The organism is Rahnella sp. CJA17(1/100), from assembly GCF_963881615.1.
Taxonomy (GTDB): Bacteria; Pseudomonadota; Gammaproteobacteria; order Enterobacterales; family Enterobacteriaceae; genus Rahnella; species Rahnella aceris.
The window spans coordinates 14,512-39,360 of the sequence record NZ_CAWOJA010000020.1 but is presented as its reverse complement, the minus strand read 5'-3'; the positions used below and the strand labels follow the sequence as shown (position 1 = coordinate 39,360).

Here is a 24,849-nt window from a genome sequence, read left to right as displayed (position 1 = left end):
TGCCTTATCAGCTGAGTTTTAGCGGTGCAGTGTCGGAGATATTACGGTTGTTAATCGGGCTGCCGTGGGCATCAGCGGGAGCCATCCCGGGTCATCTGAAGCATTTTTACAGCAACGCAGCGATGCTAAAACTGCCCTCGAGACGTGAGCGTGAATATGTCAGGGAAGTGAGAGAAAAAAGGTCAAAATATCCCTTAAAAAACAATGCCGGTCACCTTAAGTGACCGGCATTACGCCCTGAGCGTCCGTTTTTTTATGCCTTTTCTTCCTGGCTTTTTTCCCGTGCCTCCCGCTCTTCCTGCGCTGCTTCCTGCCTTGCCTGCCGCCAGTGCAGCACCGGTGATACGGTTATGCCGTGGATCACCACGCTGGTGACAATCACCGTGAACGCGATGTTGGTCATATAATTGGCGTCCGCGCCATGCAATCCGTGCGTCCAGGCGTAAGCGATATAGTTCATACTGCCGATACCGCGAATACCAAACCAGCCAATCATCAGCCGCCTGCCCTTGGGCACGTGTACGCCTATTGTCGTGATATAAACAGCCAGAGGACGGATGACGATAAACAGCAGCGCAGCGATCAACAGCCCCATCGGCTCCCAGTGTTCCGCCAGCGTTATCCCGAGCACCATGACAATCCCGGCGGCAAAAATCCGCTCAATGGTATCGCCAAATGACAGTGCATCACCCACCATCAGTCCGATCGAATTGCGCGGCATTTCAGCTTGCATCGAATGACGCTGGTGTGGATTGACCATGCCTTCAGCGGGTGGCGGGCGAGAACCGTCCGTCAGATCCTCCGGCGGATGCAAAGAGACCACGCGCACTTCCGCGCTGCGCAACCCGACACCGGCGGCAAAGGCCGCAAGGAAACCGGAAGCATCAAGAGATTGCGCGGCCGCGTAACTGAGTGCGATCAGTGACAACGCCAGAAAATCACTCGGTGCGACCGTACGCTGACGGCTGTGAAAACGCGTCGCACTTAGCCCGACCAGTTTCCCCATCGCGAAGCCAATTGCCAGCCCGCCGAGCAATGCCCAGACCACATCGCGCCATGCCCAGTGCCACAATTCTTGTGAAGATAATCCTTCATGCGCGGTAAACAACATCAGCGCCAGCATCAGGATGGGCAGCGCGGAGCCATCATTCATCCCCGCCTCGCTGGAAAGCGCAACCCTGAGTCCGTCATCATCATTGGCATCATTCACTGCAATCATGCTGGCCAGCACCGGATCCGTCGGCGCAATGATGGCACCCAACGCAAGAGCCAGTGGCCATGAAATACCTGTAATGTAATGGGCAATAGCCGCGACGCACAGGACGGTCAGTAACATGGCAGGAAAAGCCAGTAACACACCGACGCGCCAGCTTTGTGCGCGAAAGGGCAACCGGAGTTTCAGTCCGGTAATAAATAATGACGCCGCCATGGCGATTTCAGTGAAATGTGCGGTGAGGGTGGAATACGCCACCAGATCGATATGCAGTAAATCCAAAACCCAGGGACCGCAGACGATCCCTGCGGCCAGATATAAACCAAACGTCGTCACCGGACCGCGGGAAATCCACCCCGATGCGAGTGACATAATCAATAGCAGTCCTCCGACCGCCGCTGTCCAACCTAAAAATCCCATGTCTATCCCATACTAAATATCAATCTATTAAGCATAGTACATGTATGCAGATGAATGATTTTTCAGATAAATAACATCGGGCACAAATGGCGCGGTGTATTCTTAGCCGGTAGGCTAAAATTGATTTTTATCCGGGAAAAGACGAGTCATAAAATGATTAAATACAGTGTGCTGTATCCAAATATCGAAAACGGAACCTTTGATCATGATTATTATCGTGATGTGCATTTACCGCTGATCAAACGCCGCATGGGCGAGTTTTGCCATTCTTACGCTATTGATAAAATGCCTGAGGGCGCTCCGGCTGAGTCGCCATTCATCGCCGCCTGCCATATCTATTGCAACTCAATGGAAGATTTTGAAAAAGGCATGAAAGACAATGCTGCGGATTTCATTGCGGACGTACCGAACTTTACCAATATCGAACCGGTGAAGATGATTTTCGACGTCGTTGTCTGAGCCATTCACCCTGCCCTGAAGGTAAAAAAGGCGATTAACCCGTCAGGTTAGCCGCCTTTTTTATTGTCGTGTGGACGCTGTATAAAACCCTGCCAGCGCCATTATTTCATCAGTAACTTTTTGATTGGCGCACTCGGCTCGCGCCTGATGGTATGCAAAAACTCCTGCGCCTTATCATTGACCGCATAATCGGCGGTGACGCCAAAATCCTGCACCATTGCCCACTTTTCAAACAGTGCTTCATCACTCTTACGCATAAACCACAGCATTCTGACTGCCGTTACCGCCACTTGTGGGATCTGCGTCACAGTGCCGTTGATCCACTTATTTAACGTGCTGCGAGGCAGTCCCAACAGGATACACAACGCGGGCTGGTCGATATCCAGCCTCCGGACATAGTCCAGGAACTCATTTGCGTTATCTGCCATAAACTTATCTCCAATTTATATAACCCTGCTCATTGTACAGGAATCTCATAGAGATTCCATCCCGTCGCTATTCGCTACGAAAATTACTGGTTTTCAGTGTCACTGACACAAAGATTAGTGTCTGCTAGCTACAAACAAACAAGCTAAGTGAAACAAATTCATGTAGCGCTATAACTTTACGTTTCTTGACATAAGTCAAACGTTCGTTGAATGCGTGAAGCAAGTCACATTCACCGCATGTATGATTTTCGTAAAGAGACAGAAAGAGCGTTCTGATAATGCTTCTTATTTGTCGCTAACAGATACTTATTTCAATATCGGAAAAAACAAATGACTGCACAAGTTTCAGAACGAATTCAACATAGCGCCGCTGCAAATCGCAAAGTTAATCGCGAGAATAAGATCCTCACGAAGCCATTTGGAATCTCTGCTGCTACGTTTTGCAGGATGCTTGCAGGGTCGTTACTGATGGTTAGTTCTGTAACTTTCATACAATCAGCCAGTGCGGCCTTCACATCGCAAGAAACGGATGCAGTTAATCAGTATCTTTCCGCGCATCAGAGTTACCCAAATTACATAAAACAGGGAATTGAAAGCGCCACCAGTTTCCAGCAGGTACACGACTACCTGTTGAACAATACTTACTACAACGGAACCTCGACAGTTCCGGTAGACCAAATTTCGATGGCTGAGCCAATAAAAACAGAAACCGTGCCGTTAATTACTTTAACCCCCGCAGAACCCGCTAAAGATGGCGTTGTTATAAATGACCCTACTGGTAACCCGGTACTGATCACTCCGGTCAAAAATGACCCTACCGGGAATCCTGTGCTGATCACTCCGGCCAAAAATGACCCTACCGGGAACCCTGTGCTGATCACTCCGGCCAAAAATGACCCTACCGGGAATCCTGTGCTGATCACTCCGGCCAAAAATGACCCTACCGGGAATCCTGTACTGATCACTCCGGCCAAAAATGACCCTACCGGTATTCCTGTGCTGATCACTCCGGTCAAAAATGACCCTACCGGGAACCCTGTGCTGATCACTCCGCCTAAAAATGACCCTGCCGGGAATCCTGTGCTGATCACTCCGGCCAAAAATGACCCTACCGGGAACCCTGTGCTGATCACTCCGCCTAAAAATGACCCTACCGGTATTCCGGTGCTGATCACTCCGCCTAAAAATGACCCTGTCGGGAATCCTGTGCTGATTACTCCGCCTAAAAATGACCCTACCGGGAATCCTGTACTGATCACTCCGGCCAAAAATGACCCTACCGGTATTCCTGTGCTGATCACTCCGGCCAAAAATGACCCTACCGGGAATCCCGTTAGTGTTAACACGACAGAGCAGCAGAATCCTGTTATTCCCAAAAAACAGGGGATTACATCGCAGCCCGGCGCCTCCCCCTATTCACAAGATATAAGGGTTCGTTCAAGCTATTACGACCAACAGATCACTGCCCTGAATGCCGAAGCTGAACAAAATCACGCCGAAATTCTCTCTGAATCTCACAGCCGTGCTGCCGCAGATGCTCAGGTGTTGCAGAAGTCTCAGGACTACACCAACTCAAAATTCTCCGCGTTAAAATCTGAGGTTGATGACAACAAAAAAGAAGCCGCTGCCGGATCGGCTTCCGCTATGGCGCAGGCCAATATCCCTCAGGTGCAGGAATCCCAACAGTTCGCGGTGGGTGCCGGTGTCGGCGGTTATGATTCGCAAAACGCCCTGTCCGTTGGCGCTTCATTCCATGCCAGCAGATCCACCATTGTCAAAATGTCAGTCTCCGACGACACGCAAAGTAACTTTGGTTATGGCGCTGGCGTGAGCGTTGGCTGGTAAATCGTTCCGGGGGCTCCGTCCCCCGTTCTTCCCTTTCAGGTAAATCTCAATGAAAAAATTTATCGTTTTTGCAGCCATTATCCTGCTTTCCGGTTGCTCTACTCAGGCTTCAAGAATGGCTGACTGCCAGTCACAGGGCGTCTCCAAAGATACCTGTTATATGGCTGAACAAAATCGTCAGACCGCCATTCAGAGTGTTGCCCTTAAGCAGGCAATGGAAAATGCCTCCACGCAATATGCCCAGGCCGCTAAAAAGATCGTGCATGCGCGCATTAAAGGTATCGACGTCAAAATCTTTCCTGCGGATAAACAGGGATATATCGAAGGGACCGCCGCATATCTTGATGAAGATAACGCAGATGCTCAGGTCTATCGCAAAGGCGTTTTCACAGCGATTTATTACAAGCGCACGCACAAGCTGGTTCTGATGCGTGACGGGCAAATTTATGGAAGGACGCCGATATGAAAAAGCACCACACCGATCAGTTCAGACATCTGCCACCGGGGCAGCAATATACCTGCCTGAAAATGTTACAGCGCGTCGAGGAAACCCCGCTGACCGACGGGGTGACCGGCGTCGCGGTATCGGTCATGATGAAAGACGGTCATACTGCCACACTCAGTAAATTCATCGCGCAACCTGATGAAATCTCAATTCTGGTCAGTTGGGAAAAAGAAAGAGAATAATGCACTCTGACTACGTTTTTATATCTCCTGCCCTTCTCTCCCGCCAGTCCCGCACTTCTGTTCTAGTATATAGAGGTGCGAAACCCACCTTCTCTGCACCTTTGCCCTAATTAATTGATGAGTCTGTTCAAAAATTTGCGTTTGTAACTCACGCCTTATGCGCGGACGATGGACTCTCTTGCTCATGACTAACGCCTTACAGGCGCAGGAGTAAACGTGGGATTTTTAAGCGAATTTTTCGCCCGTATTACCGGCTCTAAAACCGGGCAGGATACGGTAAAAACATCACCTCAACAGGAGTTAAAGATGGCAAAAGTACTGGTTCTCTATCATTCCATGTATGGTCATATTGAAACGATGGCGCAAAGTGTTGCAGAAGGCGCACGCAGCGTTCCAGGTGTTGAAGTCACAATAAAACGCGTCCCTGAAACCATGCCTGAAGAAGCCTTTAAGGCTGCCGGTGGTAAAACCGGTCAGACGGCAGAAATCGCTTCCCCCGCAGAACTCGCTGATTACGATGCCATCATCTTCGGCACACCGACCCGATTCGGTAACATGACTGGCCAGATGCGCACCTTCCTTGATCAGACTGGCGGCCTGTGGGCCAAAGGCGCACTGGCAGGCAAAGTCGCCAGTGTATTCAGCTCAACCGGCACCGGCGGCGGTCAGGAAATGACCATTACGTCAACCTGGACCACCCTCGCCCACCACGGCATGATTATCGTTCCAATCGGTTACACCACACCTGAACTGTTCGATATTTCTCAGGTTCGCGGCGGTACGCCTTACGGTGCCACCACCATCGCCGGTGGCGACGGCTCGCGCCAGCCGAGCGCAGAAGAACTACGGATTGCCGTACATCAGGGCAAACATGTGGCGACCATCGTCAGTAAACTGGTCAGCTAAATAACCGCGAAAAATAAGGCGCAGAATTCTGCGCCTTAAATTCCCATCACCAGTAAGTCCAGTGCTGCAACAACATCAGCACGATGAATATCCGCATTTAACACAGGTTCATGGCGTAGCTGCGTCGCACTCACGCTGGTCAGGAGATTAGTCATCAGCACGTATTGATGATTTTGGATCCTGATAAGGGGATGAAGATGCCTGATGGGTTTCAGGTTGCTAAGTGCAGTTAGCGGCACCACGATCCGCTCATTGAGTCTTTCAAATAAGGGATTCTGAATATCCATAAAATAGGGATAAAGATTTTTACCTTCTCCCTGATTTTCGTACACATCAAATTGCGCCATTACAACACTCCACGTCCCTGAGAGAAGAGTCCTGCCTTTTCAGTGAAGGCGTTGCAGGAATCCATTGCTTGCTGATTTTCCTCTAAGAAAAGTTTCCTTTGCTTCTCTTTCACCGCTTCTCCTAACGCTTTATCGAAGGTTGCTGAAAGATTAATGCCGAACACTTTGGCCTGTTCTAGTAAATCGGCACTCAGCGTGACATTCGTTCGTTTTTTATTTCCGGCTACTGATGACATAACACCCTCTTCATACACACCTTAGATGCGCATTAGAGTGTCACACAATGAAGTCATAAACTATTAAATACTTTTCTACGACCAAAAAAAACGGCCCTTGCGGACCGTTTTGTCTCTGACGGAGATTACGCCGGTTTTGCTTATTTACCACGCGACGCAATAATGTTTTCGGCCACATTGCGCGGTGCCTCGGCATAGTGATTGAACTCCATGCTGTAGGTTGCACGACCTTGCGACATCGACCGCAAAACGGTGGAATAACCGAACATTTCAGACAGCGGCACTTCGGCTTTGATAATTTTACCGCCACCGCCCGCGATTTCTTCCATGCCTTGCACCGTACCGCGACGCGACGATAAATCGCCCATCACGCCACCGGCATACTCTTCCGGCGTTTCCACTTCCACTTTCATCATCGGTTCCAGAATCACCGGATCGGCACGTTTCGCCGCTTCTTTGAAACCAAAGATCGCCGCCATTTTGAACGCCATTTCCGAGGAATCGACCTCGTGATAGGAACCAAAGGTCAGCGTCACTTTCACATCGACCACCGGATAACCGGCCAGAATGCCGTTGTTCAGCGCTTCCGTGACCCCTTTTTCAACCGCAGGGATATAGTCGCGCGGCACCACGCCACCTTTGGTCGCATCCACAAACTCAAAACCTGTGCCTGCCGGCAATGGTTCGAGCGTGAAGACCACGTGGCCGTACTGACCTTTACCGCCGGACTGACGCACAAACTTGCCTTCGACATCTTTCACCGTTTTGCGCACCGTTTCACGGTACGTGACCTGCGGTTTACCGATGTTGGCTTCCACACCGAACTCCCGTTTCATACGGTCGACGATGATTTCCAGATGCAATTCGCCCATACCGGAAATGATCGTCTGGCCGGATTCCTCATCGGTGCGGATACGGAACGACGGGTCTTCTGACGCCAGCCGTGACAGCGCGATGCCCATTTTCTCCTGATCGGCTTTAGTCTTCGGCTCGATGGCCTGCGAGATCACCGGATCCGGGAACTCCATGCGCACCAGCGTAATGATGTCCGAAGGATCACACAGTGTTTCACCCGTCGTCACATCTTTCAGCCCCACACAGGCGGCGATATCACCAGCACGAATTTCGTCAATCTCGATACGGTCATTGGCATGCATCTGCACGATACGGCCAATACGTTCCTTCTTGCCGCGCACCGGGTTATACACGCTGTCGCCTTTTTTCAGCACGCCGGAATAAACACGGACAAACGTCAGCTGGCCGACATACGGGTCAGTCATCAGTTTGAATGCCAGCGCCGAAAACTTCTCGTTGTCATCAGAGTGACGGAAAACGTCGTTACCGTCTTCGTCTGTACCCGCCACCGGTGGAATATCCAGCGGAGAAGGCATCAGTTCGATCACGGCATCGAGCATACGCTGCACGCCTTTATTCTTGAACGCACTGCCGCACAGCATCGGCTGGATTTCACCGGCGATAGTGCGCAGACGCAAACCTTCGGTAATTTCATCCTCAGTCAGCGTGCCTTCTTCGAGATATTTATCCATCAGCGCGTCATTAGCTTCGGCGGCTGCCGACACCATTTTCTCGCGCCATTCTTCCGCCAGCGCCTGCAATTCTGCCGGGATGGCTTCATAGGTAAAGGTCATACCTTGTGTCGCGTCATCCCATAAAATGGCGCGCATTTTGCGCAAATCCACCACGCCGGTGAAATGTTCTTCTTTACCGATCGGAATGACAATCGGCACCGGATTGGCTTTCAGCCGGTCCACCATCATCTGGCGGACACGGAAGAAATCTGCGCCCTGGCGGTCCATTTTGTTGACGAACGCCAGACGCGGCACTTTGTATTTATTGGCCTGACGCCAGACGGTTTCAGACTGTGGCTGCACGCCGCCCACGGCGTCGTACACCATCACCGCACCGTCGAGAACGCGCATGGAACGCTCCACCTCAATGGTGAAATCCACGTGCCCCGGGGTGTCGATAATGTTAATGCGGTGCTCATCGAAGGAGTGATCCATCCCGCGCCAGAAACAGGTCACGGCGGCTGACGTAATGGTAATGCCGCGTTCCTGTTCCTGAGCCATCCAGTCTGTGGTCGCACCGCCGTCATGCACTTCTCCCAGCTTATGATTCATGCCGGTATAGAAAAGAATACGCTCGGTGGTGGTGGTTTTACCTGCGTCGATGTGTGCTGAGATACCGATATTGCGGTAGCGCTCGATTGGCGTTTTGCGAGCCATATAACGTCCTTACTGGTTGATGGCTAAGTTGGCGGAGAGTGGTTTTCACGTCCCGTCACAAAGTAATGAGTACTAAACTTCTTAATGCGGAGAGTATACTACAATTGTACGTGTATATTCGTACAATAAATTTATTCTATCGATGAAATTGGTCAGACGCCGTCGCGTTGTACAGCAGCAGAGGGATAGGCTATATTGCGCGGCCGCCGATGAGCGTCGTTAAAGTAAAGGAACAATATGATAGCCAACCATCCTGAGCGCGAGCAGATCCGCCTCGAAAATGTTCTGACTGCGCTGGGTAATCCGTTACGTCTGGCCGTGGTGCGCACCCTGGCAAAAGGTGGCGAGCATCCTTGCGGAACCTTATTACAGGGCCTGTCAAAATCGACGCTGACGCACCACTGGCGCGTATTGCGTGACAGCGGCGTGATCTGGCAGCGCCCTGACGGTCGTGCCAATTTGCTTTCGCTGCGCCGCGAAGATCTGGATGCCCGCTTCCCCGGCCTGCTCGATTCCCTGCTCAGCGCCATCGAATCCGACGGCATTACACTGGAATCCACCCAGAAACACATTTCCGAGCAGCACCTTTAATGAGCCGTCAGTTGCGATTTTACAAGATCGCAAAACGTATTGATTATAGCCGATGAATGGCTGTCTTCGCGCCGCGCGAGATATAACGGTGCGCTGAGTTGTGTGGCGGCGTCCAGCGGCAAAAATATCACCCCGTCCCCGCCCAGCCGGGTCATGGATTCCGGCACAATAGAAATCCCCAGTCCGGCACCGACCAGGCTCAGACAAGAGGTTAACCGTGGCGCTTCCTGCACGATATGCGGGCTGAAACCGGCGCGCACATACGCCGCCAGTATGGCATCGTACAATCCCTGACCGGCGCGACGGCGGTATAATACAAAAGGCTCGTTACTCAGATCTTCGAGTCTGAGTGGCTGACTGGCTGGTTGCGACGCCAGTTTGTGTCCGGCCGGAACCGCCACCCACATCGGTTCCTCCAGCACCTTTTCCATCTCTAATTCCGGCATATCTTTGACCCGCATGCGCACAAAGGCGACATCCAGCTCGCCCGCCACCACGGCGGCCAGCAATTCTCCACTGCCACTTTCCTCAAGCTGAGTGCTGACGGCCGGATAAATTTCCCGATAACGGCGCAACAGCGCGGGCACAAAAGTATGCAGCGCGGCGGAACTGGTGAAACCGATGCGGATCCGACCCTGTTCGCCCTGCGCGGCACGGTGCATGGCAGCGCTGAGCTGAGCAGCACGTGCCAGCACAGCACGGGCTTCCTGCACTAACACTTCGCCCGCTTCGGTCGGGATCACCCCGCGCGGCAAGCGTTGTAATAAAGGGATGCCAAATTCCTGCTCCAGTCCCTGTAACAGGCGCGTCAGCGGCGGCTGTTGAATAAAAAGCAGTTCTGCGGCGCGGGTAATGCTGCCCGCTTCCACCACGGTAACAAACGCATTCAGACGTTTCAGTTCAATCATAACCATACCTTCAGGGTATCTTTAGCCATTAATAAATGCATTAGACATCATGGCACATCCACGCGCATGATCCTTAACACAATTTACGCCTCTGGCGGCTTTGGATTATTTTGAGGGAGAGTGTGAAAATGTCAGCGCAAACGCAGGAAAAATTAATGCCTGAGACAGAAGAAAATACCGCGCCGCAACCCGATTGCAGGCAACTGTTTATGGGCTTTTTCGTCCTTGGCCTGACCGGTTTCGGTGGCGTGCTGCCGATGGCGCGACACATGCTGGTGGATAAACGCCACTGGCTGACCGCCGCTCAGTTCACCGAGTTGCTCGGGTTGTGCCAGTTTTTACCCGGCGGCAACATCATTAACCTGTCGGTCGCGCTGGGGATGGAGTTCCGCGGATTACGCGGCGCATTATCGGCGCTACTCGGGCTTATTCTCGCGCCGACGATTTGTGTGGTGCTGCTCGGCCTGGTGTATGCACGTTATCAGAATGAACCGCTGGTGGAACATCTGTTCGCCGGAATGGCGGCGGCGGCGGCCGGTTTACTGCTCTCGACCGGCATCAAAATGCTCGCTCCTTTGCGGGGGAAATGGCTGCAACTTTTGCTGGTTGCCGTCGGCGTAATGGCAATTGCCGTGTTCCGGATCCCGATGCTGCCGGTCATGCTCGTGCTGGCCCCGGTCAGTATTTTCATCTGTGCGAGGAGTAAATTCTGATGCCGGTTTTACTTTCTCTTGCCCTGTTATTTACCGAACTTTCCGTGCTGGCATTTGGTGGCGGAAATACCATTCTGCCCGAGATGCAACGTGCAGTGGTGCAGGTGCATCACTGGATGAGTGCGCAGGAGTTCAGTGCGCTGTTCGCCCTGGCACAGGCCGCTCCCGGCCCGAATATGATGATCGTGCCGTTGATTGGCTGGCAGGTTGCCGGATGGTCAGGATTGCTGGTGTCTTCTCTGGCAAAATTTGGTCCGTCGTCAATCATTACACTTGTCGTGATGGGCGGCTGGAAACGTTACAAAGACCGTCCGTGGCGGCAGATAGTGCAACGCGGGCTGGTGCCGGTGACGGTCGGGCTGGTGGTGTCGAGCGGATTACTGATCGCCAAAGCCTCAGCCACCACGCTGACGCTTGCGGGGGTGATCGCCTTGTGTACCCTGCTGGCGCTCAGTAAGCGTATCCACCCGTTATGGGTACTGGCCGTTGGCGCGGTGCTCGGACTGGCATTCGGCTGACATCATTGCGAAGCAGATCGCAACATTCAACAGGCAAATAGGTTATTGATTGGGAATTGAGTTCTTCTATAGTTATCAACCATTAAGGACGATGATGAAAATCAAACCTCTGAGCCTTGCTGTCGCTGCCCTGCTGCTTTCCTCACCTTCTGTTTTTGCCGCCGATAATCAACCGGAACTTAGCCAGCGCGAAGTGACGCTGCTGACTGTCGACGGCTTACAGTTCAAAGATCTCGACCATTCCGGGAAACTGGAACCTTATGAAGACTGGCGACTGACGCCGGAAGAACGCGCAGCGGATCTGGTGAAACGCATGACGCTGGAGGAAAAAGCCGGGGTGATGATGCATGGCTCGGCACCGACGGCCAACAGCCCGATTGGCGCCGGGACTCACTATGATATGGCGGCGGCGGAAAAGATGATTACCGGCGCGAAGGTCAACAGCCTGATCACCCGGCTTTCGGCGAACGACCCCGCCATGATGGCAGAAGAAAACAATAAACTGCAGCAGATTGCCGAAAAGACGCGCCTGGGTATTCCGGTCACCGTCAGCAGCGACCCGCGTAACTCATTCGAGTATCTGGTCGGTGCGAGTACCTCTTCCGGTAAATTCACCCAGTGGCCGGAAACCTTAGGACTGGCGGCGATTGGCAATGAGAAACTCACCCGCCGTTACGCCGATATCGTCCGTCAGGAATATCTGGCCGTCGGTATCCGTGAGGCACTTTCACCGCAAGCCGATCTGGCAACAGAGCCGCGCTGGGCGCGTATCAGTGGCACCTTCGGCGAAGATCCGACACGGGTGCATAACATGGTGCGCGGGTATATCGAAGGGATGCAAAACGGTCCTGACGGGTTAAATCAGGGCAGCGTGATTTCCGTGGTCAAACACTGGGTCGGCTATGGCGCGGCTGAGAACGGTTTTGACAGCCATAACGTCTACGGCAAAAACGCTGTCTTCCCCGGCAATAATCTCAAAGAACACATCTATCCGTTTACCGGCGCGTTTGAAGCCAAGGTCGCCAGCGTCATGCCGACATATTCAATCCTGAAAAATGTTTCCGTGGACGGCAAACCGCTCGAACAGGTCGGTGCCGGATTCAGTCATCAGTTGCTGACCGACATTCTGCGCGGACAATACGGTTTCAAAGGCGTCATTCTCAGCGACTGGCTGATCACCAGCAATTGCGAAAACGAATGCCTGAACGGTTCGCCGGAAGGTAAAGAACCGGTGCCCGGTGGCATGTCGTGGGGTGTCGAGAATCTGACGCCGCAGCAGCGTTTCGTGAAGGCCGTGCTGGCGGGTGTCGATCAGTTTGGCGGCGTGACCGACTCACAGTTGCTGGTCAGCGCAGTGCATGAAAAGCAACTGACTGAACAGCGCCTGGATGAATCTGTTGTGCGTATTCTTGAGCAAAAATTCCAGACCGGACTGTTTGAAAATCCGTATGTCGATGTGCAGAAAGCCACCCAAACCGTCGGGCGCGCAGACTGGCAAAAAGAAGCCAATTCGGCGCAGGGACATTCACTGGTATTGCTGCAAAACACCGATGATGTGTTACCGCTGAAAAAAGGCAAAAAGATCTGGCTGTACGGCATAGCACCGCAGGCCGCGACGGCAGCCGGTTTTACCGTGGTGGATGCGCCGGAGAAAGCCGATATTGCGCTGATCCGCGCCCATGCCCCGTACGAGCAACCGCATAAAGCCTGGTTCTTTGGCAAGCGCCATCACGAAGGCTCACTGGCCTTTACCGGTGACAACGCGGATTATCAGGCGATCGTGAAAGCCAGCAAAGCAGTGCCGACAATCGTCACCGTTTATCTCGACCGTCCGGCGATCCTGACCAACGTGAAGGACAAGGCGAAAGTGATTATCGGCAATTTCGGTGTCAGCGATACCGTTTTGTTTACGCGCCTGACCAGCACCGAAGCCTATACCGGTAAGCTGCCGTTTGAACTGCCATCGTCTGAAGAAGCCGTGCTCAAACAACAGTCCGATATGCCACATGACAGCGAAAATCCGCTGTTTGATATTGGCTTTGGTCTGGCGCGTTAAGCCCTGTTAACCGGTGACCCGCGCCAGCACAAAACCGTCCCAGCCTTTGCTGCCGACGGTTTGCAGCGCGGTCGCTGATAAACGCGGTTCCTGTTCAATCATCTCAATAAAGCGACGCACACCCTGCACCCGGGCGTCGTCGCTGTGCGGATCCACCACCGCGCCGTCCCGCACCACATTATCGCCAATAATTAATGTCCCCGGTTTCGACAATTTCAGTGCCCATTCCAGATAAAGCGGATTGCTGGGTTTATCGGCATCAATAAAAATCAGGTCAAACGGCGCTTCCGCCGTGAGCGTGGGCAAGGTCTCTGACGCAGGCCCGGTGTGTAAGGTAATTTTATCCTGCAAACCGGCCAGCTCAATGTTGGTTTGTGCGATGCGCGCATGATGCGGATCGGCTTCCAGCGTCACGACTTTTCCGAGCGCCGGTAACGCCCGCGCCAGCCAGATAGTGCTGTAAGCGCCGAGCGTGCCGATTTCTAAGACTTTCTGTGCGCTGATGATTTGGGCGAACAGCGCCAGTAATTTTCCCTGATTGGGTGCTAAATCGTGTGCGGGTAAACCGGCCTGATGATTGTTTTTCAGTACCTGATCCAGAACCGGATCGCTGTCCACTAAATGACTCACCAGATAGTTGTCAACCGCTGCCCATTTCCTGCTGTATTCCTCCGGACTCCCCTGACCCATTTTCGCCTCCCGGCCGTGAATTTTACATAGAGAACATGATTAAAAAACTCACTATTAACCCTAATCACTTCCGGCCATTTTGCTCAGATTTTTATTGCCGCAATTAAAAAACCCTCGTTTTCATCAGGTTAAAAATGCGTCACTTCACATTTTTGGCGTAAAGTTCCCTTGAATTTGTAAAATAATAATGATAACAATTATCATTAAGTTTAACATCCGTCACGTTTCGGTTAAGTGACTGCCCTTCGCGCGTCACGCTTTTGTGCGGAACACATGTTGGCTTTTGGGTTTATTACACACGCATCAATTAATCACTCAATCATTATTGAGTTATTTATAGGGATTATGAATATGTTGTTGGCTTTCCCCCTCAAACGCTCGGTGCTCATGTGCGCGCTGGCAATGCCGGTTGCCTCAATGGCTGCTGAAGACACCGTCATTGTCAAAGCCGCGCCTGCGGATACCGCCGATGCTCCGACGCAGGGTTACAGCGCGAAAACCAGTAAAAGTGCGACCAAAACGGATCAGCCGCTGATCACCACCGGTCAGGCCGTTTCTGTTGTGACCCGTCAGCAAATGACTGACCAGAACGCCACCACGGTTAACGCTGCACTGAACTACACGCCGGGCGTCTTCACCAACTTTGCCGGCGGCGCAACGCGTTATGACACCATTTCCCTGCGCGGTTTCCACGGCGGTGACGTCAACAACACCTTCCTCGATGGCCTGCGTATTCTCAGCGATGGCGCGACCTACAACTCCATTCAGGTTGATCCGTGGTTCCTGGAACGTATTGATGTGGTGAAAGGACCGTCTTCTGCGCTTTACGGCCAGAGCATTCCCGGCGGTGTGGTAGTGGAATCCACCAAGCGCCCGCAGTTTGCTGAAGAAGGTCATTTCCAGCTTTCCGGTGGCACGCAAAATACCAAAGGTGGCGCGTTCGATTACACCAACGCCATCAACGATCAGCTGGCATTCCGTCTGACCGGGATGACCCGCAGCAGCGATACGCAGTACGATCACCAGCGTGAAGAGCGTTACGCGATTTCGCCACAGTTGCTGTGGACGCCGGATGAAAATACCTCGCTTTTACTGCGCGCGTATCTGCAAAAAGATCCGTCCGGTGGCTACCACGCCGCGGTTCCGGCTGACGGCAGCCTCTACGGGCAGAAACTGAGCCGGGGTTTCTTCGATGGCGAAAGCACCCGCAACCAGTTCAAACGCTGGGAGCAAATCTACAGCTACGAATTCCAGCACGCGTTTAACGACGTCTGGTCATTCCGCCAGAACGCCAACTACACCCATTCCAATACCGAACTGGATCAGGTGTATCAGGCGGGCTGGAATGCGGACCGTACCGAGATGAGCCGTTACTATTCCGGTGAAAAATCGTCTCTGGATACCTTCGCGATTGATAACCAGCTCGAAGCGGATTTCGCGACCGGCGAACTGGCACATAAAGTGGTGATCGGTTTCGATTACTCCCACTTTATCAATGACGTGAAATCTGACGGTGCCTACGCAGAAAACCTCAACCCGTATACCGGTGTGGGCGGTGATGCTCTGGATTATTACAGCCTTAAGCGCGGTAAAAACCGTTATGAGCAGATGGGCACCTATCTGCAAGATGAGATGAACTGGAACAAATGGTATCTGACTCTGTCAGGCCGTTACGACACGCTAAAAACCTCCAGCCGCAGTTACGAAAGCATCTACGGCACCACCAGCAACAGCGAACGTAAAGACAGTCATTTCAACAGCCGCGCTTCCCTGCTGTACGCCTTTGACAGCGGCATTTCACCGTACGTCAGCTACAGCCAGGCGATGACGCCATCTGCCCTGCCAGGCGCTGACGGCACGCTGCTGAAACCGATGCAGAGTGAGCAATACGAAGCCGGGATCAAATACCAGCCGGTCGGCACTTCCGATATGTACACCGCAGCGCTGTATGATCTGACTCAAAAAGACGTGGGTAACCGCGTGGTGGTTGGCAGCTATTACGAGCCGGCAGGGAAAATCCGCTCACAGGGTCTTGAGCTGGAAGCTAAGAAACAGGTTACCGAACGCTTTAACGTGATGGCCGGTTACACCTACAACAAAGTGCGTATCCGTGATGCGGCTGAGAACAACGGCAACACGCCGTATGTGACGCCAAAACAAATGGCTTCCATCTGGGGTCAGTACAACACGCCGATTGGTGTGGATATGGGTGCAGGTGTGCGTTACATCGGCACACAATGGGCGGATAACGAAAACACCCGCCACATGCCTTCTGCCACGCTGGTTGATGCGTCACTGCGTATGAATCTGGTGCAGTTCAATCCGCAACTGAAAGGCGCGTATGTGCAGCTGAATGCTAACAACCTGTTCGACAAGAAATATGTCGCAGCCTGTTACGGCACCAGCTACTGCTACTGGGGTCAGGAACGTACCGTGGTTGCTACGGTAGGGTATGATTTCTGATAGATTTTTCAGCGCCTCCCCCTGAGAAGGGGGAGGCTGGGAGGGGGTTTTAAGGGCTAACACCTTGTTTAAGAAAACCTTAACTTTTGATTTAGAACTTAATACCCCACCCCAACCCTCCCCTTCGCAGGGGAGGGAGCGATTCTGAGAGTTTATTCTTCTGCAAGATCCAGCCGCGCCTTAAGCGCTTTCTTCGCACTTTCCAGCAACGCATCTGAAAACTCACGATCAGGCTCACAACGTGCCAGCGACAAACTGCCCATCAGTTCCGCACTGACCGATATCGCCTGCGTTTGCGGGTCGTCCACGCCCATCGCTGTCAGCTGGCGGATAATCATCCCACGGATACGTTCGATGCCGCGCGCGAACTCTGCCTGACAGGGCGCGGACAAGCGTGGCGTTTCAGAGGCCAGCGCCGACACCGGACAGCCCTGCGCCCGGTTATCGCGGTGCCCGGGCGACAGGTAGAAATCGATATACCCTGCCAGTTGCTGCTGCGCCGTCAGCCCCTGATTTTCTTTATCCCAGCGGACCATAACCTGATTAAACATCTGCCCGATGGCGGCCTCAATCAGTGCCTCTTTTGAGGCAAAGTGCGCATAAAACCCACCGTGCGTCAGGCCAGCTTTGCTCATTACACCTGCCACGCTGACCTGCAATGGCCCTTTGGTACGGATGTCTTTCGCCGCCTCCTTCAGGATCCGCTCGCGGATTTTAGGTTTATGTTCACTCTCATAGCGCATAATAACACCCTGATAATCAGAAAATTGCTGTCATAGCTTACCTGACCGCATCGGTTAACGAAACGCGCGCATCCACGGATAATCCGGGGCGCAGCGCCGCTAAATCTGGCTGACCGGCGTCAAGCCGGATCCGCACCGGCACCCGCTGAACAATTTTGGTGAAATTACCCGTGCCCGGCTCAAATGGCAGCAATGCAAACGTCGAACCTGATCCCGGCGCAAGGCTGTCGACTTCACCGCGAAACGTCACGCCCGGCAGCGCATCCACATGCACGTCCGCACGTTGTCCCGGCTGCATTCTGCCGGTCTGCGTCTCTTTGAAATTGGCCGTCACATAAATGCCCTGTTCCGGTACCAGCGTCATCAACCGCTGACCGGGTGTAACGTAATCGCCAACCTGTACCTGCCGGTTTCCCGCTATGCCATCGATGGCAGCAACAATAGTGGTGTGATTGAGATCCTGCTGTGCCAGCGCTTGTGCCGCCTGCGCTTTCACCACAGCGGCCTTCGCCAGTACCAGCGCCGCCTGAATTTCTGCCCGCCGGGCGTGTGTCACCGCCGCCTGATTTTGCGCAACATCCAGCATTGCCGCGGCGTGTGCCGAGGTTTGTTCTGCCGTCACCGCCACCGTTTTATACCGGTCAGCATCATTACGTGATGTGGCACCGCTGACCGCCAGCGACTGATAACGCTGCTGCTCGGCTTCAGCATGTTGCTGTTCCGCACGCGACGACCGGATCGCCGTGCGCGCGGCTTCGATTTGGGTGAGTGCCAGTTGTTCCTGCGCCTGCTGGCTCAGCAACGCCGCTTCCTGTTGCGCCACCTGCGCCCGGGCATCTTCCAGTTCACCCTGCGCTGAGGCCAGACGCGCCGTAAACTCTTCGCTGTCGATCAGCACCAGTTTATCGCCGGCATGTACCCGCTGGTTATGACGCACCAGCACCGTCGAAACGAAGCCTTTTACTTTTGGCGCAACGCTGGTGGTATCTGCCGTCAGATAGGCATCATCCGTGGATTCTGACGCGGGCGCAGCCAGTAACCATGCCGCACCACTCAGGGCTACCACCAGCGCAATACCGCTGACAACAAAGATCCGCTTTGACCGTTTAGTGGCTTTTACTGCCGGGGACGGGCTCCCTTCATCTGCTGTTGCTTCACTCATTTTTAATTTCACTCATTGTATGATGGTCATCATATTAATATGATGACCATCATATAAACAAGCCCCGGGATCTCACAACCATGTCTGTCACCCTGACTCCAGCCGCGACGCTTTCGCCTGCGGATTATCCGACATCACGTAAGTTTTTGATTTTCAGCATTATGGCGTTCGGTATGTTTCTGGCGCTGATCGACATTCAGATTGTCGCCGCCTCGTTAAACGATGTGCAGGCCGGGCTTTCCGCCGGACCGGATGAAATCAGCTGGGTACAAACCTCGTATCTGATCGCCGAACTGGTGATGATCCCGTTCTCGGCTTTTCTGACGCAGGCACTTTCCACCCGCTGGCTGTTCAGCGCATCGGCGGCGCTGTTCACTCTCAGCAGCATCGGATGCGGATTGTCGTGGAATATCGAGTCAATGATCTTCTTTCGCGCGTTGCAGGGTTTTACCGGCGGCGCGATGGTACCGACAGTATTCGCGACCGGCTTCGCCATGTTTCAGGGCAAACAGCAGGCACTGATCCCGGCGATCCTCGGCATGGTCAGCGTGCTGGCCCCCACGCTTGGGCCGACTGTGGGTGGCATAGTCACGCAGTTACTCGACTGGCGCTGGATTTTCTTCATCAACATTCTGCCCGGCGCTCTGGTTGCCACCGGTGCCGTGCTGTTTATTCATGTGGATAAAGCGGATTATCCGATGCTTAAACGTATCGACTGGATACATTTATTGTCGATGGCGATAGCGCTCGGTTGTCTGGAATATGTGCTGGAAGAAGGCCCGCGCAAGAACTGGTTCAGCGATCCGCAAATCCAGATTTCGGCGTGGTTCTCACTGGTGGCCTTTGTGCTGTTTCTCGAACGATCCTTTTATTCGAAAAGCCCGATCGTACGCCTGACGCCCTTCCGTGACCCGACATTCACCTTCGCCTGCCTGTTCAATCTGGTGGTTGGATTTGGTCTTTATGCCTCTACATATCTGACGCCGGTTTTCCTCGGCCGCATCCGCGATTTCAACAGCCTGCAAATCGGTACAACGGTGTTTGTGGTGGGTGTCGGGCAATTCTTCAGCACGATTATTGCCGCCAGATTAATCAGCCGCGTTGACCGGCGGATACTGATCACCGTGGGTTTATCCGGTTTCGCACTGAGTTTATGGCTGACGACCGCCGTGACCCCTTACTGGGGAGCAGAACAGTTTTTCTGGCCGCAGGTGGTGCGCGGCCTGTTCATTATGTTGTGCATCGTGCCGAGTGTGAACATGGCGCTGACCGCGTTTCAGGGGCCGGAACTGCGCTACGCCTCCGGGCTGTTTAACCTGATGCGTAATCTCGGCGGCGCGATTGGCATTGCCACGGTGAATACCTGGTTGCAGGACTGGACCCGCGTTCATGCGGCACGTTTCGGCGAATCGCTGGGGCAATACGGGGATCATGCGCAGGAGGTGATGGGATCGCTGGCGCAAAAAATCGGTCACCTGACGCCTGATACCGCTCAGGCATTGCTGATGGCGAAAGGCGTGTTTGGGGCGAAAGTCGCAGCGCAATCGCTGACGCTGGCGTTCAACGACATCTTTCAGGTCATGGCCTGGATGTTTATTGCCGCACTGGTTATGGTACCGTTTTGCCGTAAATAAGGTCAGGAATGTGAAGGAAATGTGCAGGCTGCCGCAAAAAATGCGGTTGTGGCAGGGAACTTTTCTAACAAGGTGAGAAAGCTTTGGCCTGTTTGAAATAAATCCTTATAATTAGCGGCCCTGAAATGCGATTCGTTACACATACCGGATCCCTTTCAAGTGCTATGTGCAAGTACACTATTCCTCCGGCCGGTTTCAATCGGATCGGGGGGAATCAACATCCTGACAACTGCCAGTGTGGCATTAACGACCAACGAAAATATGAAAATGAGCATTCGCGCAATCCTTACCCTGGTTTTGGCAGTTGCTGCATATAGCCAGGCGTCTTTTGCTGTGGTCTACCCTCTTCCGGCCAATAATGGTCGTCTGGTCGGTGAAAACATCACAGTTACTGTTCCGCAGGGCAGCAGCCTGCCACTGGAACATTTTGCAGCGCAATACCAGATGGGTTTGAGCAACATGCTCGAAGCTAACCCTGGCGTTGACCCGTACCTGCCAACCCCGGGCACCGTGCTGACCATTCCTCAGCAGTTGATCCTGCCGGAAACCCCGCACGAAGGCATCGTGATCAACAGCGCTGAAATGCGTCTGTATTACTACCCGAAAGGCACCAATACTGTGGTCGTGCTGCCGATCGGTATCGGTGAACTGGGCAAAGACACCCCGATGAACTGGGTCACTACCGTTCAGCGTAAAAAAGCCGGTCCGACCTGGACCCCGACGGCGAAAATGCATGAAGAATATGCTTCTCGTGGCGAATTCCTGCCAGCCGTCTTCCCTGCGGGTCCGGACAACCCGATGGGGCTGTACGCGCTGTATGTCGGGCGTCTGTATGCAGTCCACGGCACCAACGCCAATTTCGGTATCGGTTTGCGCGTGAGCCACGGTTGTGTGCGTCTGCGTGATGCTGACATCAAATGGTTGTTCGACAACGTCCCGCAAGGCACCCGCGTTCAGTTCATCAACGAGCCGGTGAAAGCCACCGTGGAACCAGACGGCAAACGTTATATTGAGATCCACAACCCGCTGTCCTCTAACCAGGAAGAGTTTGATTCTCAGCAGCCACTGCCAATCACTCTGGCAGGCAGCGCAAGCAGCGTATCGATGGATCCGGCGGTCAACCAGACTGTTGTTCAGCGCGCTATCGAGATGCGTTCCGGTATGCCGGTACAGATCAATTAATTACGTCTTTGACGCTGTTGTGAAAAAGCCCCGTTCATCGGGGCTTTTTTTTGCATAGTGCCGATGCAAAGGCGGCTTCTCAGTTGCACTGAAAAGCTGACCGAGAAAGTTTCGGTTTCTCAGTTGCGGTGATCACTTATCGGGCAGCGCCGAAACCGCCCAAGAGGGAAACGTGCTTTTTCCCTCTTGGATCTCCCTTCGCTTTTTCAACAAGCGCTTCCGCTCGCTGACTATGTTTCATCAGCCGCAGTGATAGCCGCAAAATCCCGCCGCTGCGCGGTTCCCTTCGTTCGGGTTACAACCCGCGCACAAAGACGCGCGGTTTTCCACCTCTCCTCCGGCGGAATTTTGGAACCGGCCTCAGACTTTTACTTCACAACCTCACTTACTTCATTCTTTAAAAAGTCGCGGGCGATTCAGAAAGCTTGCTGAACGGAGCGGCCTGGAGACCAGAGGCTCCAGGACCGAGTGAAGGAACCGCAAAGCGGCAAGCTTTCCAGCCTGTCACTGCGGCAGCTGAAACATAGCCAGCCAGCGTTAGCGCAGTGAAAGAGCCCGGGATTCTTAAGGGTGGTGGCGATAAGCCACCCTTAAGGCCAGTTTGGGTGGCAACCCAAGGTCTTGACCTTGAAGTTGAAGTTGAAGTTGAAGTTGAAGTTAAACCCCTGCCTCACGGCCAGTCCGGCGCCTGTCATTAAAACGTCACAAGTCTCCCTTAACCTTCCGGTAACAAAAAATATCGATATGTATATTTTTATTTCCGATGGTTTATAAAAAGGAGTTTTGATAATGCAACAATCCGTATCTCTGGTCGCCCGCGCAGTCACTGCCGCCCTGCTGCTTTCCGCTTCTGCCTCCACCCTCGCCGCTGACACCGACACGCTGACCGACCGGGCGGCAAAAGGCGTGCTGACGGAACCGGGCGGTGCCCGTCGTCTGAACGGTGATCAGACTGCAGCGCTGAAAGCCTCGTTATCAGACAAAACGGTGAAAAACGTGATTTTGCTGATTGGCGACGGCATGGGTGATTCTGAAATCACGTCTGCACGTAACTATGCAGAAGGCGCAGGCGGCTATTTCAAAGGCATTGATGCCCTGCCGCTGACAGGTCAGTACACGCATTATTCTCTGGATAAGAAAACGCAAAAACCAAGTTACGTGACCGATTCCGCCGCATCAGCCACTGCCTGGACAACCGGCGTCAAAAGCTATAACGGTGCGATTGGCGTGGATGTAAACGGTAAAGATCACCAGACCATTCTCGAAATTGCCAAAGCGGCGGGTAAAGCCACCGGCAACGTTTCCACCGCTGAATTGCAGGATGCCACACCGGCAGCGCAAATCGCCCATGTCACCTCGCGCAAATGCTACGGCCCGCAAGAAACCGCAGAGAAATGTGCCAGCAACGCCCTGGAAAACGGCGGACGCGGTTCGATCACAGAACAGTTGTTGCAGGCTCGCGCTGATGTCACGCTGGGCGGCGGCAGAAAATCGTTCAGCCAGCTGGCGAAAGCCGGTGAATTTAAGGATAAATCCCTCAAAGAACAGGCGCTGACACAGGGTTATGTCTGGGTGGAAAACGCAGAACAGCTCAGTGCCATCACGCAGGCAGACCAGAAGAAACCGGTTCTTGGCCTGTTCTCCGAAGGCAACATGCCGGTGCGCTGGCAGGGTCCGAAAGCCACTTATCACGGCAACATTGATAAACCGGCTGTCACCTGTGAAGCCAATCCGCAGCGCACCGCTGACATCCCGACGCTTGCCGCCATGACTGAAAAAGCCATCGACTTGCTGAAAGCTAATCAGAACGGTTTCTTCCTGCAGGTTGAAGGCGCATCGATTGATAAACAGGATCACGCCGCTAATCCGTGCGGACAATTCGGTGAAACGGTGGATCTGGATGAGGCCGTGCAAAAAGCGCTGGAGTTCGCCCGTCAGGACGGCAACACGCTGGTTATCGTCACCGCCGACCACGCCCATTCCAGCCAGATTATCGAATCCGATGCCAAAGCCCCCGGTCTGACCCAGACGCTGACCACCAGGGACGGCGCACCGATGACCATCAGTTACGGCAACTCAGAAGATGATTCACAGGGACACACCGGGACGCAGCTGCGTATTGCCGCGTTTGGCCCGCATGCGGCGAATGTGGTGGGTCTGACGGATCAGACGGATTTGTTCTATACCATGCGGGATGCCATGGCGATTAAAGCGCAATAGTTTTGAAGATGAGGGTTTTGCTTTGCTCCTCCCCCGGCGAAGGGGGAGGACGGGAGGGGGTTTTAAGGGTAAATACTGACACTAAAAAAATTTAACTCTTTGATTTTTATTTAATATCCCACCCCTACCCTCCCCTTAGCAGGGGAGGGAGCAAACCCACAACCTTGACCTTAGTGCAATAAATTATCCAGTCTGTCGTCATCAATCCCGTCCGGCTCCAGATGAGCCGTCACATCCGCAGACTTAAACAACTTGCTCACCGCCATTTCAGCCGCATCACCGATATCGTGCCCGACATCCACCGTCAGATTGCCATCAACCTCGACGTGAAACTCGACAAATACGCGGTCGCCGCCGTTGCGGGTGCGAATGTCATGTACGCCGCGCACGCCTTCAACACTTAATACTGCCGCTTTCACGCGCTTGCGGTCATCTGCACTCAGTTCGCGATCGAGCAACTGGGTCAGTGCATCTGCCGCCATACCGCGCGCATTCCAGATCATATAGAAGGAAATCAACAGTGCGCCGATGGAGTCGGAACGCGTCCAGCCGAAGTAACGCTCGAAAATCAGCGCCAGCAGTACGGCAATATTCACCGCGACGTCCGTAATGTAGTGCGCGCGGTCAGCCGCGATGGCCGTTGATCCGGTACGTTTCACCACATAGGTTTGCATCAGCACCAGCCCGGTGGCGGCCAGCGAACTGCCGATGATCACCCAGATACCAAGACCGAGCTGCGCCAGGGGTTCCGGATTAATGATGCGCCCGATGGATTCACCGCCGAGCACCAGCCCCGCGCCGCCCAGTAACAGCGCCTGTACAAACGCGGCCACAGCTTCGGCTTTGCCGTGGCCGTAACGGTGGCCTTTATCCGCCGGACGGATGGCATAACGCACGCCGATCAGCGTCACCATCGAGGCCAGTACATCGACCAGACCATCGGCGGCGGAGGTCAGCAGCGCAATCGAACCGGTGGCGGTCCATGCCCAGACTTTGACGCAAACCAGGATCAGCGCGACGCACAGCGACACCAGCGAGGCAATACGTGTCAGGCCTTTATAGGAAGGCGCGGGACGGGTCATGGGTTGACCCACAATAATGGTTGTTGTTGGGAATGTTTCACAAAAATGTCCTGACGCAGAGAATCAACTTTATTTGAAAAATACAAATACCAGCCCGGCA

Annotated in this window: 23 protein-coding genes and 1 pseudogene; 14 read left to right on the top strand and 10 right to left on the bottom strand. The window is 53.6% G+C overall.

The window, feature by feature from the left end:
• Positions 1–224, top strand: a pseudogene (locus AACU55_RS11215) (IS4 family transposase); the annotation flags it as partial.
• 29 nt (positions 225–253) lie between these two features.
• Here the strand turns inward: AACU55_RS11215 and AACU55_RS11210 are convergent.
• Positions 254–1,633: a cation:proton antiporter gene (locus AACU55_RS11210; protein WP_134707051.1), complete on the bottom strand. Its 1,380-nt coding sequence runs from the start codon at positions 1,631–1,633 to the stop codon at positions 254–256.
• 153 nt (positions 1,634–1,786) lie between these two features.
• Between AACU55_RS11210 and AACU55_RS11205 the strand changes: the two genes are divergently transcribed.
• The gene (locus AACU55_RS11205; RefSeq protein WP_037034703.1) at positions 1,787–2,092 is read left to right on the top strand and encodes an EthD family reductase; all 306 of its coding nucleotides are present in this window, start codon (positions 1,787–1,789) and stop codon (positions 2,090–2,092) included.
• A gap of 101 nt (positions 2,093–2,193) precedes the next feature.
• On the opposite strand, the gene AACU55_RS11200 is transcribed toward AACU55_RS11205, so the two are convergent.
• Complete coding sequence (locus AACU55_RS11200) at positions 2,194–2,520, bottom strand: hypothetical protein (RefSeq protein ID WP_037034705.1); 327 nt, start codon at positions 2,518–2,520, stop codon at positions 2,194–2,196.
• Positions 2,521–2,850: 330 nt separating this feature from the next.
• Here AACU55_RS11200 and AACU55_RS11195 point away from each other — a divergent pair, with 330 nt between their 5' ends.
• The 4 genes from AACU55_RS11195 (at position 2,851) to wrbA (ending at position 5,958) form a co-directional block, all read left to right on the top strand.
• Positions 2,851–4,365 carry a YadA-like family protein gene (locus AACU55_RS11195; protein WP_134707050.1) on the top strand — a complete coding sequence of 505 codons (1,515 nt, stop codon included), beginning with the start codon at positions 2,851–2,853 and terminating at the stop codon, positions 4,363–4,365.
• 49 nt (positions 4,366–4,414) lie between these two features.
• Positions 4,415–4,831, top strand: a complete 417-nt coding sequence (locus tag AACU55_RS11190; RefSeq protein ID WP_013575299.1) for a hypothetical protein — start codon at positions 4,415–4,417, stop codon at positions 4,829–4,831.
• On the top strand, positions 4,828–5,052 hold the full coding sequence (locus AACU55_RS11185) for a hypothetical protein (RefSeq protein ID WP_013575298.1): 225 nt from the start codon (positions 4,828–4,830) through the stop codon (positions 5,050–5,052). The genes AACU55_RS11190 and AACU55_RS11185 overlap by 4 nt, the downstream gene beginning before the upstream one ends.
• 306 nt (positions 5,053–5,358) lie before the next feature.
• Positions 5,359–5,958, top strand: coding sequence for an NAD(P)H:quinone oxidoreductase (wrbA, locus tag AACU55_RS11180; protein WP_037034914.1), 600 nt, complete (start codon positions 5,359–5,361; stop codon positions 5,956–5,958).
• A 35-nt stretch (positions 5,959–5,993) separates the two neighbouring features.
• Here the strand turns inward: wrbA and AACU55_RS11175 are convergent, their stop codons facing one another.
• From AACU55_RS11175 to fusA, 3 genes are all read right to left on the bottom strand, one after another.
• Positions 5,994–6,305, bottom strand: coding sequence for a CcdB family protein (locus AACU55_RS11175; protein WP_095921782.1), 312 nt, complete (start codon positions 6,303–6,305; stop codon positions 5,994–5,996).
• Positions 6,305–6,541, bottom strand: coding sequence for a type II toxin-antitoxin system CcdA family antitoxin (locus AACU55_RS11170; protein WP_119262237.1), 237 nt, complete (start codon positions 6,539–6,541; stop codon positions 6,305–6,307). The genes AACU55_RS11175 and AACU55_RS11170 overlap by 1 nt, the downstream gene beginning before the upstream one ends.
• A 140-nt stretch (positions 6,542–6,681) precedes the next feature.
• A complete protein-coding gene (fusA, locus tag AACU55_RS11165; protein WP_112151892.1) occupies positions 6,682–8,787 on the bottom strand; it encodes an elongation factor G in 2,106 nt (701 codons plus the stop codon).
• Positions 8,788–9,024: 237 nt separating this feature from the next.
• Between fusA and AACU55_RS11160 the strand changes: the two genes are divergently transcribed.
• Positions 9,025–9,378, top strand: coding sequence for an ArsR/SmtB family transcription factor (locus AACU55_RS11160; protein ID WP_013575288.1), 354 nt, complete (start codon positions 9,025–9,027; stop codon positions 9,376–9,378).
• On the opposite strand, the gene AACU55_RS11155 is transcribed toward AACU55_RS11160, so the two are convergent.
• Entirely contained in the window at positions 9,375–10,292 is a 918-nt protein-coding gene (locus tag AACU55_RS11155) for a LysR family transcriptional regulator (RefSeq protein ID WP_198670086.1), read from the bottom strand. The two genes, AACU55_RS11160 and AACU55_RS11155, sit on opposite strands and share 4 nt — an antisense overlap.
• Positions 10,293–10,441: 149 nt before the next feature.
• On the opposite strand from AACU55_RS11155, the gene AACU55_RS11150 reads away from it, so the two are divergent.
• From AACU55_RS11150 to AACU55_RS11140, 3 genes are all read left to right on the top strand, one after another.
• On the top strand, positions 10,442–10,999 hold the full coding sequence (locus AACU55_RS11150; protein ID WP_173362069.1) for a chromate transporter: 558 nt from the start codon (positions 10,442–10,444) through the stop codon (positions 10,997–10,999).
• A complete protein-coding gene (locus AACU55_RS11145; RefSeq protein ID WP_013575285.1) occupies positions 10,999–11,517 on the top strand; it encodes a chromate transporter in 519 nt (172 codons plus the stop codon). The genes AACU55_RS11150 and AACU55_RS11145 overlap by 1 nt, the downstream gene beginning before the upstream one ends.
• A 94-nt stretch (positions 11,518–11,611) precedes the next feature.
• Positions 11,612–13,573, top strand: coding sequence for a glycoside hydrolase family 3 protein (locus tag AACU55_RS11140; protein WP_134707049.1), 1,962 nt, complete (start codon positions 11,612–11,614; stop codon positions 13,571–13,573).
• 6 nt (positions 13,574–13,579) lie between these two features.
• On the opposite strand, the gene AACU55_RS11135 is transcribed toward AACU55_RS11140, so the two are convergent.
• Positions 13,580–14,263 carry an O-methyltransferase gene (locus AACU55_RS11135; RefSeq protein ID WP_134707048.1) on the bottom strand — a complete coding sequence of 228 codons (684 nt, stop codon included), beginning with the start codon at positions 14,261–14,263 and terminating at the stop codon, positions 13,580–13,582.
• 351 nt (positions 14,264–14,614) lie between these two features.
• Here AACU55_RS11135 and AACU55_RS11130 point away from each other — a divergent pair, with 351 nt between their 5' ends.
• On the top strand, positions 14,615–16,726 hold the full coding sequence (locus tag AACU55_RS11130) for a TonB-dependent siderophore receptor (protein WP_037034916.1): 2,112 nt from the start codon (positions 14,615–14,617) through the stop codon (positions 16,724–16,726).
• 152 nt (positions 16,727–16,878) lie between these two features.
• Here AACU55_RS11130 and AACU55_RS11125 read toward each other — a convergent pair whose 3' ends face one another.
• Together AACU55_RS11125 and AACU55_RS11120 are read right to left on the bottom strand one after the other, a co-directional pair.
• Complete coding sequence (locus tag AACU55_RS11125; protein ID WP_134707047.1) at positions 16,879–17,469, bottom strand: TetR/AcrR family transcriptional regulator; 591 nt, start codon at positions 17,467–17,469, stop codon at positions 16,879–16,881.
• 37 nt (positions 17,470–17,506) lie between these two features.
• Positions 17,507–18,631, bottom strand: a complete 1,125-nt coding sequence (locus AACU55_RS11120) for an HlyD family secretion protein (protein WP_134707046.1) — start codon at positions 18,629–18,631, stop codon at positions 17,507–17,509.
• 80 nt (positions 18,632–18,711) lie between these two features.
• Between AACU55_RS11120 and AACU55_RS11115 the strand changes: the two genes are divergently transcribed.
• The 3 genes from AACU55_RS11115 (at position 18,712) to phoA (ending at position 23,667) form a co-directional block, all read left to right on the top strand.
• Positions 18,712–20,265, top strand: coding sequence for a DHA2 family efflux MFS transporter permease subunit (locus AACU55_RS11115; RefSeq protein ID WP_037034720.1), 1,554 nt, complete (start codon positions 18,712–18,714; stop codon positions 20,263–20,265).
• Between the two features lie 261 nt (positions 20,266–20,526).
• A complete protein-coding gene (locus AACU55_RS11110; RefSeq protein WP_015689872.1) occupies positions 20,527–21,447 on the top strand; it encodes a L,D-transpeptidase family protein in 921 nt (306 codons plus the stop codon).
• Between the two features lie 789 nt (positions 21,448–22,236).
• Complete coding sequence (gene phoA, locus AACU55_RS11105) at positions 22,237–23,667, top strand: alkaline phosphatase (protein ID WP_134707045.1); 1,431 nt, start codon at positions 22,237–22,239, stop codon at positions 23,665–23,667.
• Positions 23,668–23,837: 170 nt separating this feature from the next.
• On the opposite strand, the gene AACU55_RS11100 is transcribed toward phoA, so the two are convergent.
• Positions 23,838–24,749 carry a cation diffusion facilitator family transporter gene (locus tag AACU55_RS11100; protein ID WP_013575276.1) on the bottom strand — a complete coding sequence of 304 codons (912 nt, stop codon included), beginning with the start codon at positions 24,747–24,749 and terminating at the stop codon, positions 23,838–23,840.
• Between the last annotated feature and the right edge of the window lie 100 nt (positions 24,750–24,849).